10 protein-coding genes and 1 pseudogene are annotated in these 14081 nt (G+C 50.8%); 5 read left to right on the top strand and 6 right to left on the bottom strand.

What is annotated here, in order from left to right:
- The first annotated feature begins 385 nt into the window (after positions 1-385).
- Entirely contained in the window at positions 386-2071 is a 1686-nt protein-coding gene (locus IV433_RS05575) for an NAD-dependent malic enzyme (RefSeq protein ID WP_370530242.1), read from the top strand.
- Between the two features lie 64 nt (positions 2072-2135).
- On the opposite strand, the gene IV433_RS05570 is transcribed toward IV433_RS05575, so the two are convergent.
- The 6 genes and pseudogenes from IV433_RS05570 to IV433_RS05545 all read right to left on the bottom strand — a co-directional run.
- The gene (locus IV433_RS05570) at positions 2136-2906 is read right to left on the bottom strand and encodes a DUF3750 domain-containing protein (RefSeq protein ID WP_195813533.1); all 771 of its coding nucleotides are present in this window, start codon (positions 2904-2906) and stop codon (positions 2136-2138) included.
- Between the two features lie 129 nt (positions 2907-3035).
- Entirely contained in the window at positions 3036-3500 is a 465-nt protein-coding gene (locus tag IV433_RS05565) for a hypothetical protein (protein ID WP_195813369.1), read from the bottom strand.
- Positions 3497-3853 carry a DUF1240 domain-containing protein gene (locus IV433_RS26380; protein ID WP_370530248.1) on the bottom strand — a complete coding sequence of 119 codons (357 nt, stop codon included), beginning with the start codon at positions 3851-3853 and terminating at the stop codon, positions 3497-3499. The genes IV433_RS05565 and IV433_RS26380 overlap by 4 nt, the downstream gene beginning before the upstream one ends.
- Positions 3854-3953: 100 nt before the next feature.
- A complete protein-coding gene (locus IV433_RS05555; RefSeq protein ID WP_229893225.1) occupies positions 3954-4841 on the bottom strand; it encodes a hypothetical protein in 888 nt (295 codons plus the stop codon).
- Between the two features lie 14 nt (positions 4842-4855).
- Entirely contained in the window at positions 4856-5335 is a 480-nt protein-coding gene (locus tag IV433_RS05550; RefSeq protein WP_195813367.1) for an Hcp family type VI secretion system effector, read from the bottom strand.
- Between the two features lie 422 nt (positions 5336-5757).
- Positions 5758-6615, bottom strand: a pseudogene (locus tag IV433_RS05545) (substrate-binding domain-containing protein); the annotation flags it as partial.
- Between the two features lie 146 nt (positions 6616-6761).
- Here IV433_RS05545 and IV433_RS05540 point away from each other — a divergent pair.
- From IV433_RS05540 to IV433_RS05525, 4 genes are all read left to right on the top strand, one after another.
- Positions 6762-7439: an SDR family oxidoreductase gene (locus tag IV433_RS05540; RefSeq protein ID WP_195813365.1), complete on the top strand. Its 678-nt coding sequence runs from the start codon at positions 6762-6764 to the stop codon at positions 7437-7439.
- Positions 7440-7721: 282 nt separating this feature from the next.
- Positions 7722-8963, top strand: coding sequence for an MFS transporter (locus IV433_RS05535; protein ID WP_195813364.1), 1242 nt, complete (start codon positions 7722-7724; stop codon positions 8961-8963).
- 290 nt (positions 8964-9253) lie between these two features.
- On the top strand, positions 9254-10984 hold the full coding sequence (locus IV433_RS05530) for an ABC-F family ATP-binding cassette domain-containing protein (RefSeq protein ID WP_195813363.1): 1731 nt from the start codon (positions 9254-9256) through the stop codon (positions 10982-10984).
- Positions 10985-11102: 118 nt separating this feature from the next.
- Positions 11103-14033, top strand: coding sequence for an HD domain-containing phosphohydrolase (locus IV433_RS05525; RefSeq protein ID WP_195813362.1), 2931 nt, complete (start codon positions 11103-11105; stop codon positions 14031-14033).
- Positions 14034-14081: the final 48 nt, after the last annotated feature.

Raw genomic sequence — 14081 nt, 5'->3', positions numbered from 1 at the left:
GTATACCAGATAGGAATAACAATAATTACTTAACCGTAAACCACATCAAAATCAATGCGTTGAATTAATTTCCAATATTTAGCTTAAGTGCAGAGTCATTTTATTACTTACGCTGAATTATTCTGAAATATCCAACAACATACTGACGTCTTTCATCACTAAGTAAGTATTTAAATGCTTTTGTAATTTATGTAACCAGAACCCTACCCCCTCGCGTGATATAAAAATAAGACAATAAAAAATACTATTTCCGGCTGCTGTGCGCCATTTTATTTATTTTCCATTCACTCCGATTTGATTGTTTATAGGATTTTACTGCGAGGGATCCTGAAGCGAAGAAATAACGCCGAGGGAAATCACTGAGTACAAACTCTAAGGCTTAATGATGTTAAAAAAACGCCCACTCTACACGCATTACACCGGTTCGCTGTTACTCGAAAATCCGCTGCTGAACAAAGGTTCGGCCTTCAGTCGCGAAGAACGTCTGGCGCTTAATCTGAACGGATTGCTGCCAAATCAGGTGGAAACCATCAGCGAACAGACCGACCGTGCATACTCCCAATTCTCTGAATTCAAACGTGATATCTCCAAACACGTTTATCTGCGCAATATCCAGGACACCAACGAAACGCTCTTCTATAACCTGGTGAATTCTCATCTGGAAGAAATGCTGCCGATCATTTACACCCCGACCGTTGGTGAAGCCTGCGAGCATTTCTCTGATATCTACCGCCGCGCGAGAGGGTTGTTTATCTCCTACCCGGACCGCGACCACATTGATGAAATGCTGCAAAACTTCTCCAAAAACGACATCCGGGTGATCGTCGTCACCGACGGCGAACGCATTCTGGGGCTGGGCGATCAGGGCATCGGCGGGATGGGTATTCCTATCGGTAAACTGTCGTTATATACCTCTTGCGGCGGGATCAACCCGGCCAATACGTTGCCGATCATGCTCGACGTTGGCACCAATAATGCGCAGCGCCTCGATGACCCGCTGTATATGGGCTGGCGCCACCCGCGCATTACCGACGGCGAATACAATGAATTCATGGATATGTTCATTCAGGCGGTGAAAACACGCTGGCCGGACGTATTGCTTCAGTTCGAAGATTTCGCGCAGACCAACGCGATGCCCTTGCTGGAGCGTTATCGTGAAGAGCTTTGCTGCTTCAATGATGATATACAGGGCACCGCCGCTGTCACGCTGGGCTGCCTGATTGCCGCCAGCCACGCCGCCGGAACGCAACTGCGCGACCAGCACGTGACTTTCCTCGGCGCGGGTTCTGCCGGCTGTGGTATCGCAGAAAAAATTGTTGCGCAGATGATTGCCGAAGGCGCAACGGAAGATGAAGCGCGCAGCCAGGTCTTTATGGTGGATCGCTTTGGCCTGCTGACGGATGACATGCCGAACGTGCTCGGTTTCCAGCGCAAGCTGGTTACTCGCAAGGCCAACATTGCCCACTGGAAGGTCGATGCCCAAAACATCTCGTTGCAGGATGTCGTACATAACTCCAAACCGACGATTCTGATTGGCGTTTCCGGGCAACCGGGGCTGTTCACCGAAGAAATCATCCGCGAAATGCACCACAACTGCCACCATCCGATCATCATGCCGTTGTCGAATCCGACGTCGCGCGCTGAAGCCCGCCCGCAGGACGTAATTGCGTGGACAGAAGGCGCCGCGCTGATGGCCACCGGCAGCCCGTTTGCACCGGTGCATTATCAGGACCGCACCTACCCGATCCCGCAATGTAACAATGCGTATATCTTCCCCGGTTTAGGTTTGGGGATCCTGGCCGCCAAAGCGCGTCGCGTAACTGATGGAATGTTGCTGGCCGCCAGTCAGGCGCTGGCGAGCTTATCTCCACTGGCAACCACCGGCAAAGGTTCGCTGTTACCGGCTATCGCCGATATTCAGCATGTGTCGAAAGTGATTGCCGCCGAAGTCGCCCGTGTGGCACAGCAGGAAGGTGTGGCGCCGGAAATGTCGCAAGAGACGCTGCAAAACCGTCTTGATACTGAATTCTGGAAGCCAGAATACCGGTCCTACAAGCATTCATCGTTCTGATCATTTGTCTGGCCGGAGAGAGTCCGGCCAGTTTTCATTCTGAAGTACATTTTAGTAATAAACGCTAAAGCCCGGCATTTTGAGGATTATCAAAACCAACGCGCCCGACAAACGGCAAACGCAGCGCCGGATTTTTGAAATCAACTCCCAGATTCAGCCCTAGTACATTCACTTCAACACCTTCTTCAACGCCAAGCGTGACGCCCAAAAGCCCCAGTACTGAAACCTGCACGCCCCGCCCGGAAGGCGGTAAACCGATCGGATTTGTAATGCCGCGATAATCTTTGCCAATGGCGTTAGACGGCATATCGAGTTGCAGATCCGGCACTTCACGGCCAATGTGCGCCATAAATGTGTTGCTGTTAGGACCCGGCCACGCGTGATAGGTATGCGGATACGGATAACTTTTTATCGCTGCGACAATATTGGGGATCATCGCTTCAGCCTGAGCCCCGCGGTGATCGACCAGTAATTTAGGCTTAGACCCAAACCAGTAACCGTCAGGGATCGCATAATTGCGGCGGACAACGTTCGTGCTGCCCCAGCTGATGACGTCATAACGTGTAAACGCCGTTTCGCCTTCGCGTTTGAAAATGATCCACGGATGTACCGCCACCAGCCCGCGCCAGCCATACGTCGGTGCGGCATATATCTGGATAATCGCAGTACTGCGCAGTTTGACCGGATCGGGCGCAATACCCGCAGAATCACGACGCGCCGTCGCCCAGTTCTGGCTGGCAGGCTCCGTTTTAGTGTGCGCCGCCCTGGCATAGCTGTAACCGAATGACAGCAACAAAACCCCTACAAAACATAGAATTATCCATTTCACGGCCATTTGTTCGCCCACTCTTGTCAGCCATTTCGAAAGAACAACACTACGCATTCAGTACAAGGCTGGCAACGTGAAAGTCTGGGGGAGAAAAGATGTATTCCTATATATTGGTTTATACAAACACAACCATAACTACTTGCCATCATATGAAAGCCAATACCGAGGTATAATCGTCTTACAGAGTTGGGGGTTAATGACATAATATCTTTTCAGTACTTTCTCATCACAATGTGTATAAGAAGAGGCAAACAATACGAATGGGGCAATACACATAGCTATAAATGAGATAACAAAAATAACAGTACTAAACGCTAGAAAAAAATCGCCAATCGCAGATTTTTTTCTTGGAGCCAATAAACCTTTTGAGAAGATTATACGAAGCGAAAAAAAGAAAAGATAAATCAAAGCGGGTATTGTTCCAACGGCTACCAGGCTCTGACTCTCAAACATCATCACATCGGGGCGCTTTATAAATGAAAGAACCTCATAGAGTTCACCATAGAAAACTATGAAGTAAATCAGACCGATTGCCAGCAATACTAAAAATAGTGCTGCTGATTTGTATAAAATCCATGTGGAAAAATTAAATTCTTTCATTTGTTCCCCAAACGATGCGTAACTATTGCCTTACATAAATCAGGGTGAATGACATAATAATTGCTGTATGTATCTGTATTGCAGGAGGTATAGGATGAAAACATAAATATGAAAGGAATGATAAAGGACATAACAAACCCTAAGCAGCAGGAGGCTATACTAATTCCTAACCAAATATTTCCGATTACAGTAGCTTTTTTTAGAGGTTTTATTCCTTTATGCAAAAGTGTTTTCAATGAAAAGAAAAACACCCAAATCAAAAGAGGAACCCCTCCAATGCAAATAATAGTCTTGCCGTTATATTGTATAATATCCCCTAATGAGATTAATGAGTAAGTATCCTCTACATCCATAAAAACCGTGCAAAGATAAATTAATCCCACGCAAAAGGCGATCATGCAAATTGCAGAAAGCTTGAAAATAATGAACTGCCACAAATTGTTACTTACCATTTCAATATCCAAACCCGACAGGTGTATTTAAAAACAGCTTGGAGTTTTTAAAATTCCATTCGTTTACTTTCTGATACTCAGCAATGCCTAACCGAAGTTTTTCTTTTAAGTTTACAGACAACCCGAGGCTATCATCTAATTCATTCAGTCCTTTGTTTAAATAGATACCAACAACTACAACTAGAAATATTGAAACAACTACAGGAGCACCAATAACAGTCAAAATCCCGCCAGCAATTCCTAAAACAACTCCTGCTACAATGGTTTTTACCGCATCCACCGAAACATCAACAAGAAAATCGGCAAGGTGATAATCAGATTTGAAGATCAGTTCAAGTGCGCGCCAGGCTACGGAAGCAAAAATACAGAATTTCATCCCTTTAACAAGTGCTCCACCGACGCCCCGGTAGCCAATGCCCATTTCCAGCATCTGGGGATGATTAACAGCATAACGGGTGCCCTTGAGAATTTGGCGCAATCCGGCGTACCCGGTTATTTTTATGTAAGACTTTCCCTTGAAGGTGTATTCAATCGCCCGGACACCGAGCGATTTGAAATGAAACACCAGATCACCGGCTGAATTCTTATAGGTCATTAATTTACTGATATTCCCTGTGCCTTCCAGGATATCTTTAATGTTACCCGGCGCCAGTTTGTAGGAGAAGATTTTATCCGTGCCGCCCATCAGGGTATCGACAATTTCTTGCGCCTCTTCCATCGTCAGCAACATGATATGGCGAGATTCGGTAATAAATGTACCGTTTTCGAAAGCCATATCGCGCTGAACAGGATTCATGCTGGGGAAAGAGTTGAATGAGTCCTCGCCCATTAAGATTTTCTTGCCGGCATAGACCCGACGCCAGTAAGCCGCATCCGTTAGATCTGACATTTTGTTTCCCTTTCTTAATAAACGCGTTCAGTCCATAAACTGTAAGCGCTGGTGCCTGCTATGCAGTGTTCCCATGTGATGGTTTCGTAGCTGAAACTGACTCTTTCCTGTGCTTCGGCTTCGCTCTCAAGAATGCTGTGGGGCACAATAAAATCGATATTTGTTATACGGGCACCGGTTAATTTCACTTTGTAATAACACTCTCCCATGCCGACTTTATTTGTACGGTAGAGTTCCAGATCGCAGGTTAATATTTCATTATCTGTTATAGCCTTCCCAAGAAGCGGCGAAGATTTATCTATCGGCTTGAGAATGGTGACTTCATGATGGTTAACGTTCTGATCGCGGGACAGCGTATGTTTCATACTGTAAACCATGATCTTGTCGATATTTCCGATTTGCGCTTTATTGCCAATGGAGTCCAGCGACGAACATCCCGCAGAGATCAGCCCCTGAGTTTGTCCGTTTAACGTCAGATAAGTTAAGTTTGCCATATTAATCCCTTAGAAATTATTTGAATGAGTGATACTTTCCATTTCGACATCACATCAGCTTCGGCGATAATTCATTCCTGTTACTGATTCAATTAATGAAAACCCGTTAATCAGATAATTCATCTCAGTAAATTACTATTGATCAGAGTTTTGATAATTGAAGCAGAGGGTGATTTTGTTCCTGAACTTTTTAAAAAACAAGATATTTATGCATAACTAAAAAATTAGATTTTTATTATTCATGTCACCAATGAATTAATTAATAATATGTAAACGCCAGCAAACAACTGGCGATATAAATCAGGCCTGCCGGTGTTCAGGAGGCAAGTTTCAATGAGCAATGTATTTGTTAGGTGACATGCGGAGGTATTGGCGCGGCATTTTTATTTCAGAAATGCCCGCCCCGCTGCGGGCAATTTCACTCACGCACTCGCGCGTACAATAAAATGCCAGTCCATCATCAGGCGTTCTGCCGGAGATTCCGGGTTATCAATTTTTTTAATCAGTAAGGAAACCGCCTGCCGGCCAATGTCGCGCGACGGTTGTTCGATAGTCGTGAGCTGCGGAGAAACCATTTCGGCCAGTTCAGTGCCATCAAAGCCAATGACCGCAATATCCTGCGGAACCTTCAGCCCGGCTTCCCCGATAGCACGCATCGCGCCTGCGGCCAGCGTGTCGGAGACGGCAAACACACCATCAGGTCGTTCTGCGGCTTGCAGCAATTTTTCCATCGCCGCTTTGCCCGCGCTGAAACTCAGCTCGCTGGCATATTCAATGGCCTGATAACCGTGCTCTTGTTCCAGCATGACCGTTTTATACCCCTGTTCGCGCAGCCGGGCGTACTTGTAGCTCAGGTCGTGGTTGATGAGCGCAATGCAGCGACAACCGCGGGCGAGCAGATGCCGGATGGCAAATTCGGAGGCGTCGATGTCACTGATCCCGACGCAGGAAACGTCTCCCGTATCCGCGTATTCGGCGCACTGCACCCACGGCGTCTGGCCGATCATATTCGTCAGTTCGGGGAGTTTGGAAAATGCATCCATGGTGATAATGCCGTCGACCATTTTGCCGGAAAGCAGACCGAGGCTGGATTTAGAGCGCTCGATGTCGGAGCCGGAATTGCACAAAAGAATGCGGTAGCCGTTCTTTTCGGTTTCTTCTTCAATGCCTTTCACGACATCAGCACAAAACGGATTGGCGATATTCGAGACCATCACCAGAATCATGGAGCTTCTGGACGTTCTCAGCTGGCGGGCCAATAAATTGGGCTGGTAATTACTCACGATAAAAAATCCTGTCAGGAAAATCGGACTCCAGCCCATTGTTGCCAGCGGCGGGCTGTCCCATACTGAAACTCACGCTATGAGGTTTTACAGGTTTAATGAAAACTATAAATTAACGTTACGCATTGAACAAAAGGATGAATATGACTGACTCTAAGAAAGCATTGATCATCGGCGCTTCACGCGGTATCGGTTTGGGTGTGGTGGACGTTCTGGCAAAACGTGGCTGGCAGGTCACGGCGACAACCCGGGATGCCGTTCCGGCCAAAAGCCCGGCTTCGGTTGAATGGGTTAAACTGGACATCAACAAATCCGAAGCCCGCGAGGCAGTTAAAGACGCACTTTCCGAAAGCCGTTTTGACCTGATTTTTGTCAATGCGGGCGTGTTTGGCCCTGACCATCAGGACATTCACCAGGCTACCGATGAAGAAATTATTCAGTTGCTTCTTACCAATGCCGTCTCCCCTGTGCGCACCGCCGCTGAATTCCTTCCGCTGCTGAACCACCGCACCGGCGTGCTGGCGCTGATGACTTCTGAGCTTTCCAGCCTCAATGAGAATGAAGTCGCCACATATCCGCTGTATTCCGCCAGTAAAGCCGCACTGAATATGCTGACCCGCGGGTTGCAGGAAGCGACTGAAAAACAGGAGCTGACGCTGTTGTCTGTTCATCCGGGTTGGGTGAAAACCGATATGGGCGGCGAAGATGCCACGCTTACGGTGGAAGAAAGCGCCACCGGTATTGCCGATCAGTTCGACGCATTTCGCGGCAAAGGCGGCCATCACTTTGTTGAATATTCCGGCCGTAAACTACGCTGGTAAATTTGCAGTTCTCCGTTCGCTGACGGCCTCACCGGAGGCCGTTTTTATTTCTAAAACATATCCATAATCCCCCGCCCGCGAACTCCATTCCTTCTTCACAATATGACGGCAGACTCCGTTAAATGAAGATTTGCTCAACCTTTTGTGATGTTTCTCTTTTATGGTAAAACTAGCCGGTCGGTTGGTTGTTAATAATTTGTACACACAATAATTGCCGGGCTAACTTATTCCAAAATAAGGCTCAGACGCGGCGTATAAACGTCTTTCTTTCAGGGATTTATCATGCCTCCTGCTTCCTCAGCGGATTCGGATTCACTGTTACAACATCGTTCATTTGTGGCGTTCTGGATAGCGCGCGCCGCGTCCAGCTTTGGTTTTCAGATGCTTTCCATCGTGGTGAGCTGGCAAATCTATTCCATCACCGGCCGGGCGTTTGATCTCGGGCTGATCGGGCTGGTGCAGTTTTTCCCCTCCGTCGCACTGGCGCTGGTCGCGGGGCACGTCGCCGACCAGTTTGATCGCCGCCGCGTCGTCTTGCTCGGGCAGATCGTCGAATGGCTGGCGATTGCCGCGCTGGCCTGGTTATCGCTCACGCATCACGTTAATGAAGTGATTGTGCTCGGGCTGATTTTCATTATTTCAACCGCCAAAGCGATGGAGGCGCCGTCGTTGCAGTCGATGCTTCCGGCGCTGGTTCCGCCGCATTTACTGGCGCGCGCGATGGCGGCAAACAGCGTGTCCGGCCAGGCGGCGGCAATGGTTGGCCCGGCACTGGGCGGTTTTCTGTATGTCGCCGGGGCAGGCGTGGCTTATTCGGTCTGCGCCGTGCTGTATCTGCTGTCGATCCTGATGGTCAGCCGTTTACGCTATGAACAGGCGCCTCCGCGCCGTGTTCCGGCCACGTTCAAGACGCTGTTTGCCGGCATCCGTTTTATCCGTAACCGGCCGGACGTTCTGGGCGTCATTTCGCTGGATTTATTCGCCGTACTGCTGGGCGGCGCGACGGCCCTGCTGCCGATTTTTGCTCACGATATTCTGCATACCGGCCCGTGGGGTTTGGGCTTATTGCGCGGCGCGCCTGCGGTCGGCGGGTTAATCGTCGGATTTTGGCTGAGTCACCGCGCGCTGAAACGCAATGTCGGGATGACCATGTTTACGGCGGTGGCCGGTTTTGGCGTCGCGACGTTAGTTTTCGCCTTCTCAACGTCGTTGTGGCTTTCCATGATTGCGCTTTTTGCGCTCGGCGGTTTCGACATGATCAGCATGGTCATTCGTGGCGCACTGGTTCAGCTGGACACGCCGGACGATATGCGAGGCCGCGTCAGCGCCGTGAATTCTATTTTCATCAATACCTCCAACCAGCTCGGCGAGTTTGAATCGGGTTTACTGGCCGCCTGGGTCGGTGCCGTGCCTGCTGCGGCGATTGGCGGCGTCGGTACGCTGATAGTGGTGGGATTATGGATGACCTGGTTCCCGGCCTTGCGTAAGCGGCAGAAGCTGGAAAATGACGCGGTGACACCGTAACGTATTGCGGGGGTTTTCGGGACTGGAACAATTCGGAAATCCCCAATATAATCCGTTCATTCATTCACCAACAGAATACATAAGGAGGATTGCCATGCTGACCCGTGAAGTTTTTTTAATTTCACTCGTCCTTAGCGATCGTCACTGCTCAAGCGTTACCGGTATCGTGCTGCGACAACCTGCTTGAGCGAAGCTAACTGACAATCTGAGAACTTCCCTCCGGCTTACCGGTTATCGTCGGCTATATTGACGAGAGGCATTTTTTTGCCTGTAAAACTTGAGTAAGCACCATGACATTATTATCTTCACAATCCTTATCCTTCGATAATTCCTTCGGCCCTTTGCTGACGGAGATTTCATTCGGCCTGAAAAAAGGCGACCGCATCGGGCTTATCGGCCATAACGGCTGCGGAAAAAGTACCCTTCTGAAAATACTCAACGGCCAACTGGCAGCGACCTCCGGCACGCTGACGCTGGCAAATCAGTGCATTATGGCGACGGTAGAACAGCATCTTCCGGCAGCATTGCAGGAGGCGACGCTGATTGATGCGGTGCAGAACCACCTGCCCGGCAACCTCCATCAGCCGGAACGCTGGCAGGCCGAAGTGCTGCTCGCGACGCTGGGCTTTGAGGAAAAAACCTGGAGCCTGGCCGCCGGAACGCTCAGCGGCGGGCAACATACGCGGCTGATGCTGGCGCGGGCGCTGGTCCGGCAGCCGGATTTACTGCTGCTCGATGAACCGAGTAACCATCTGGATCTGCCCACGTTGCTGTGGCTCGAACAGTTTCTGCAAAACTGGGGCGGCAGCTTTGTGCTGGTTTCCCACGACCGCAGCCTGCTGGACAGCGTCACCAACTGTACCTGGATCCTGCGCGACAAAACGCTGCAATTTATCCGTCTCCCCTGCACTCAGGCACGTCAGGCGCTGGCCGAAAAAGATGCGGCGGACGCATTGCGCCGCAGAGCCGAGCAAAAGGAGATCGACCGTGTCACCAAAAGCGCCAAACGGCTGGCCGTCTGGGGCAGCATTTACGACAACGAAGGTCTGGCGCGCAAGGCCAAGCAAATGGAAAAACAGGTCGACCGCATGAAGGAAGAGCAAACCGATGTCACCGCGGGCAATCATTGGCAGTTGCGGCTGCGCGGAGAAGCCTTACCGGCGGATCGCGTACTGGCGCTTTCTGCCTTACCGATCCGGCCCGCCGCGGATGCGCCGGTCTTGTTTGAAATTGGCGAACTGCGGGTGAAAAGCGGCGACCGTATCGCGCTGGTGGGCCGCAACGGCTGCGGAAAATCATCGCTGCTGCACCATCTGTGGCAGGCTTACAGTCAGCCGGAAACCGCCGCTGAGGGCGTGATGTTTCATCCTAAAGTGCGTACGGGCTATTACGACCAGAGCCTGCGGCAACTACAGGATGAGGATTCGCTGTCGGATGCGCTGGCACACTTTGCGCCGCTGACCGAAGAACAGCGAAAAATGGCGCTGATCGGTGCTGGTTTTCCGTATCTCCGCCATCAGCAAAAAGTCAGCACGCTGAGCGGCGGCGAGCGTTCGCGGCTGCTGTTTATCGGGCTGACGCTGGCGAATTACTCGCTGTTGCTGCTCGATGAGCCGACCAACCATCTGGACATGGAAGGTAAAGAGGAGCTGGCGGAAACGCTGAAAACTTTCAGCGGTGCGGTGCTGCTGGTTTCTCACGACCGGACGCTGATTGCGCAAAGCTGCAACCGCTTCTGGCTTATTCATCAGCAACGGCTGGAGGAATGGCACAGTTTCGCGCCGGTCTGCGCGATCCTCGCCGATATTCCGGTGGCGAATACTCCGGCTGCGGTAAAACCACAGGTGGCTGCGTCTGCGGTTCCCGAAACCGAAGAGGAGCACTGGCTGGCGACGCTGCTGGAGCTGGAAAGTAAACTGGAAGAAGATCTGGCGCGAAAGCCCAGACATCAGAAACCGGAATTACAACGCCAGTGGCAACGGCAAATCGCCGAACTGAATGCCCTGTTGGAACTGAATTAACGTTTAAGTATCTCCCCTTTAAGGCCGCAGAAATGCGGCCTTTTTTCGTGCCAGCCTGTCGCTTTTACCCGCGTCGGTTATGCTTAAAAAGCAGAAACATTTTTCCGGGGAACACAGCATGAAAACCCGTATTAAAAAACTAAAAAACCGGTATCCGCTACACATCCAGATCACAGTCCTTTTTACGTTTTTAATTGTTTCGATCGGCTGCATTATTATTCTTTTCAGCCACACCCGGCTGACAAAACTGACCGAAGTCAGCACGCATCAGCAGTACCAGAAAACCGGTGAGGCCATTGCCGCTGAGCTGGATTCAGTGACACGTAATATGGCGATGTCAGTGGATATTCTGACGAAAATGCCCATCACCGCGGCGCAAACCGAAGCACAACGCATGGCGCTGGTGAGCAATTTCATCATGGTATTGCAGCAGAATCATTACGCCAGCTCGGTCTACAGCGCCTATCAGAACGGCGACTTTTTTATTCTTCGCCGGTTAACCGATCAGAATCGGGCGTTATTTAATGCACCGGCCAGTGCGCAATGGCTGGCTCAAAACTACCGGTTTGATTTAGCGACGCCGGAGAAAAAAGAGTTCTATTTAGACAATAAGCAAAACGTGATTTCCTCAGCCACTGTGCCTTATGACAATTACGATCCGCGCAGCAGAAAATGGTTCACGCTGGCCAGCGCGGAAAAGGGACTGATTACCTCGCCCAACTATATTTTCAAAGGCACGGGCGAAACCGGCTTTACCTACAGCCAGCAGGCAGATAATCAGCACGCCGTGATCGGACTCGACGTTTCTCTTGCCTCGCTGTCCGCCTTTTTGCAGCAGCAGGGATTACCGCCGGGCAGTCAGGCGGCGATTTTGTCAGAATCCGGCGAAGTCATCGCCAGCCAGCCGGCACAAATACGCGGGAATACCGGTGTGGGAAATCTCCCCGTTTTACAACCGTTGTTCACGCAGGATAACGCCGGAAACAGCCGTCTTTTCAGCGTGGATAATCAGGACTGGTACGGTGCCGTCATCAATATTCACAGTATGGGAAACGACTATCGCCTGGCGATCGCCACGCCTTCGGCTTTCCTGACGGCGGATGCCAGTGCGATCAGTAACCGCTCGACGCTGATTGCTTTCCTGCTGCTGTTACTCAGCCTGCCGGTGATCTGGTATTTCTCGCGCAGGATCTCCCGCCCGCTGATCAGCCTGCGAAAAGATGCCGAGGCAATCAGTAATCTGCACTTCGAAGTGGAAGACCATGCCGGACACAGTTCGGTGATTGAAGAGGTCGATGATTTACATACCGCGATGGCGAAAATGAAACTCACACTGACCAAATTTATCTCGATGGGCAGTATGCTGACGGTGAAGAATAATTTTACCCAGCAAATGCAGGGGCTGTTAACGGAGACCACGGAAATAGCCGACATGACCGGCGGCATGGTCTTTCTTGCCAATCAGGACATGAATTTATTTACGCCCGCGGCATTTCGCTGGCGTGAGGAAAATATTGAGCTTACCGGGATTTCGCCTCTGGAAATCGATAACGACCGTTGCAGCGAGTTCTGGCAAATCGTTAAAGGCCAGACTATTAGCGGAACGCTGACGCAGGAGTCGCTGCCCGCCCCGCTGCTCACCTTCTTCCGGCCACATTTACCGCTGCGCTACGTCGCGGTTCCCATGCAGACGCACGATAACCAGCTTCTGGGTTTTCTGCTGCTTTTCAATACCCGAACGCTCACCGACACGCATGAAAACGCCAAAATCCAGCTGATCAATTCGCTGGTCGGCATGCTTTCCGTGGCGATTGAAGCGCAGCATCTGCTGGTGGAACAAAAGAATCTGATGAACGCCTTCATCAAGCTGATCGCCGGTGCCATCGATGAGAAAAGCGCTTATACCGGCGGACATTGTCAGCGCGTGCCGGTCATTACCAAAATGCTGGCCAAAGCCGCGGTTGAAAGCCGCGAAGGGCCTTTCGCCGGTTTTACGCTTTCCGAAAACGAGTGGGAGGAATTGCATACCGCCTGCTGGCTGCACGACTGTGGCAAGATCACCACGCCGGAAGCCGTGGTGGATAAAGCCACCAAGCTGGAGCTGATTTATAACCGGATCCATGAAATTCGCATGCGGTTTGAATTACTGAAACGCGAGAAAGAGATCGCATTTTTACGTGAACACGCCGGACAGCCTGCTGACAGCGCGCAGGCGCACGCTCTGAACGAAACGCTGCGCCAGCTCGACGATGATTTCTATTTTATTGCCCGCTGTAATATCGGCAGTGAGTTTCTCTCCGATGATGCGCTGGTGCGAATCAGTCAGATTGCCGGTTACCGCTGGACGCGCACGCTCGACGATACGGCGGGGATTTCACGCGAAGAGCTGGTGCGCAAACAACGTTTGCCGCAACCGGCGTTACCGGTTCAGGAACCGATGCTGGCAGACAAAGAAGAGCATATCGTCTACCGCGATGGCACCAGCAAACAGGCGGACCGTTATCACTTCAAACTGAAAAAACCGGAATTGCAGTATAACTATGGCGAAATCTACAACCTGGCAATCCGCCGCGGAACACTGAACGACGAGGAGCGTTACAAAATCAACGAGCACATCATGCAGACCATTATCATGCTGGAAAACCTGCCATTCCCGCGCACGATGTCAAACGTGCCGGTGATTGCCGGCGGCCATCATGAGCGCGTCGATGGCAAAGGGTATCCGTATCAGCTTAATTACACGCAGATGAGTGTTCAGGTCAGGATGATGGCGATTGCGGACGTTTTCGAAGCACTGACCGCCGCTGACCGGCCGTACAAACCGGGAAAACTGCTCTCGGAAGCGCTGAATATTATGGTCAGCATGGTGAATGAACATCATCTGGACCGGGACTTATTCATCCTGTTTCTGCAATCGGGTATCTGGCGTGATTATGCCCAAACCTATTTAGAACCGGAGAAAACAGACAGCGTGGACATCGCCGCCCTGCTGGCAAAAATCGCACCGCAGCCTGTTGAGGATATTTTTTGTGAAGTAAGCCCGGCGTGAAAAGTACCCGCAGCCAGGAAACGCCGCATTCTTAACAAAAAGATCACC

Source organism: Rahnella laticis (assembly GCF_015644585.1).
GTDB lineage: Bacteria > Pseudomonadota > Gammaproteobacteria > Enterobacterales > Enterobacteriaceae > Rahnella > Rahnella laticis.
This window is presented reverse-complemented; position numbering and strand designations above follow the sequence as displayed.

Coding starts and splice junctions, on each gene's coding strand:
- IV433_RS05535 (WP_195813364.1), top strand. CDS start 7,722: ATGCCTCCTGCTTCCTCAGCGGATTCGGATTCACTGTTACAACATCGT.
- IV433_RS05540 (WP_195813365.1), top strand. CDS start 6,762: ATGACTGACTCTAAGAAAGCATTGATCATCGGCGCTTCACGCGGTATC.
- IV433_RS05530 (WP_195813363.1), top strand. CDS start 9,254: ATGACATTATTATCTTCACAATCCTTATCCTTCGATAATTCCTTCGGC.
- IV433_RS05525 (WP_195813362.1), top strand. CDS start 11,103: ATGAAAACCCGTATTAAAAAACTAAAAAACCGGTATCCGCTACACATC.
- IV433_RS05570 (WP_195813533.1), bottom strand. CDS start 2,906: ATGGCCGTGAAATGGATAATTCTATGTTTTGTAGGGGTTTTGTTGCTG.
- IV433_RS05555 (WP_229893225.1), bottom strand. CDS start 4,841: ATGTCAGATCTAACGGATGCGGCTTACTGGCGTCGGGTCTATGCCGGC.
- IV433_RS26380 (WP_370530248.1), bottom strand. CDS start 3,853: ATGGATGTAGAGGATACTTACTCATTAATCTCATTAGGGGATATTATA.
- IV433_RS05565 (WP_195813369.1), bottom strand. CDS start 3,500: ATGAAAGAATTTAATTTTTCCACATGGATTTTATACAAATCAGCAGCA.
- IV433_RS05575 (WP_370530242.1), top strand. CDS start 386: ATGTTAAAAAAACGCCCACTCTACACGCATTACACCGGTTCGCTGTTA.
- IV433_RS05550 (WP_195813367.1), bottom strand. CDS start 5,335: ATGGCAAACTTAACTTATCTGACGTTAAACGGACAAACTCAGGGGCTG.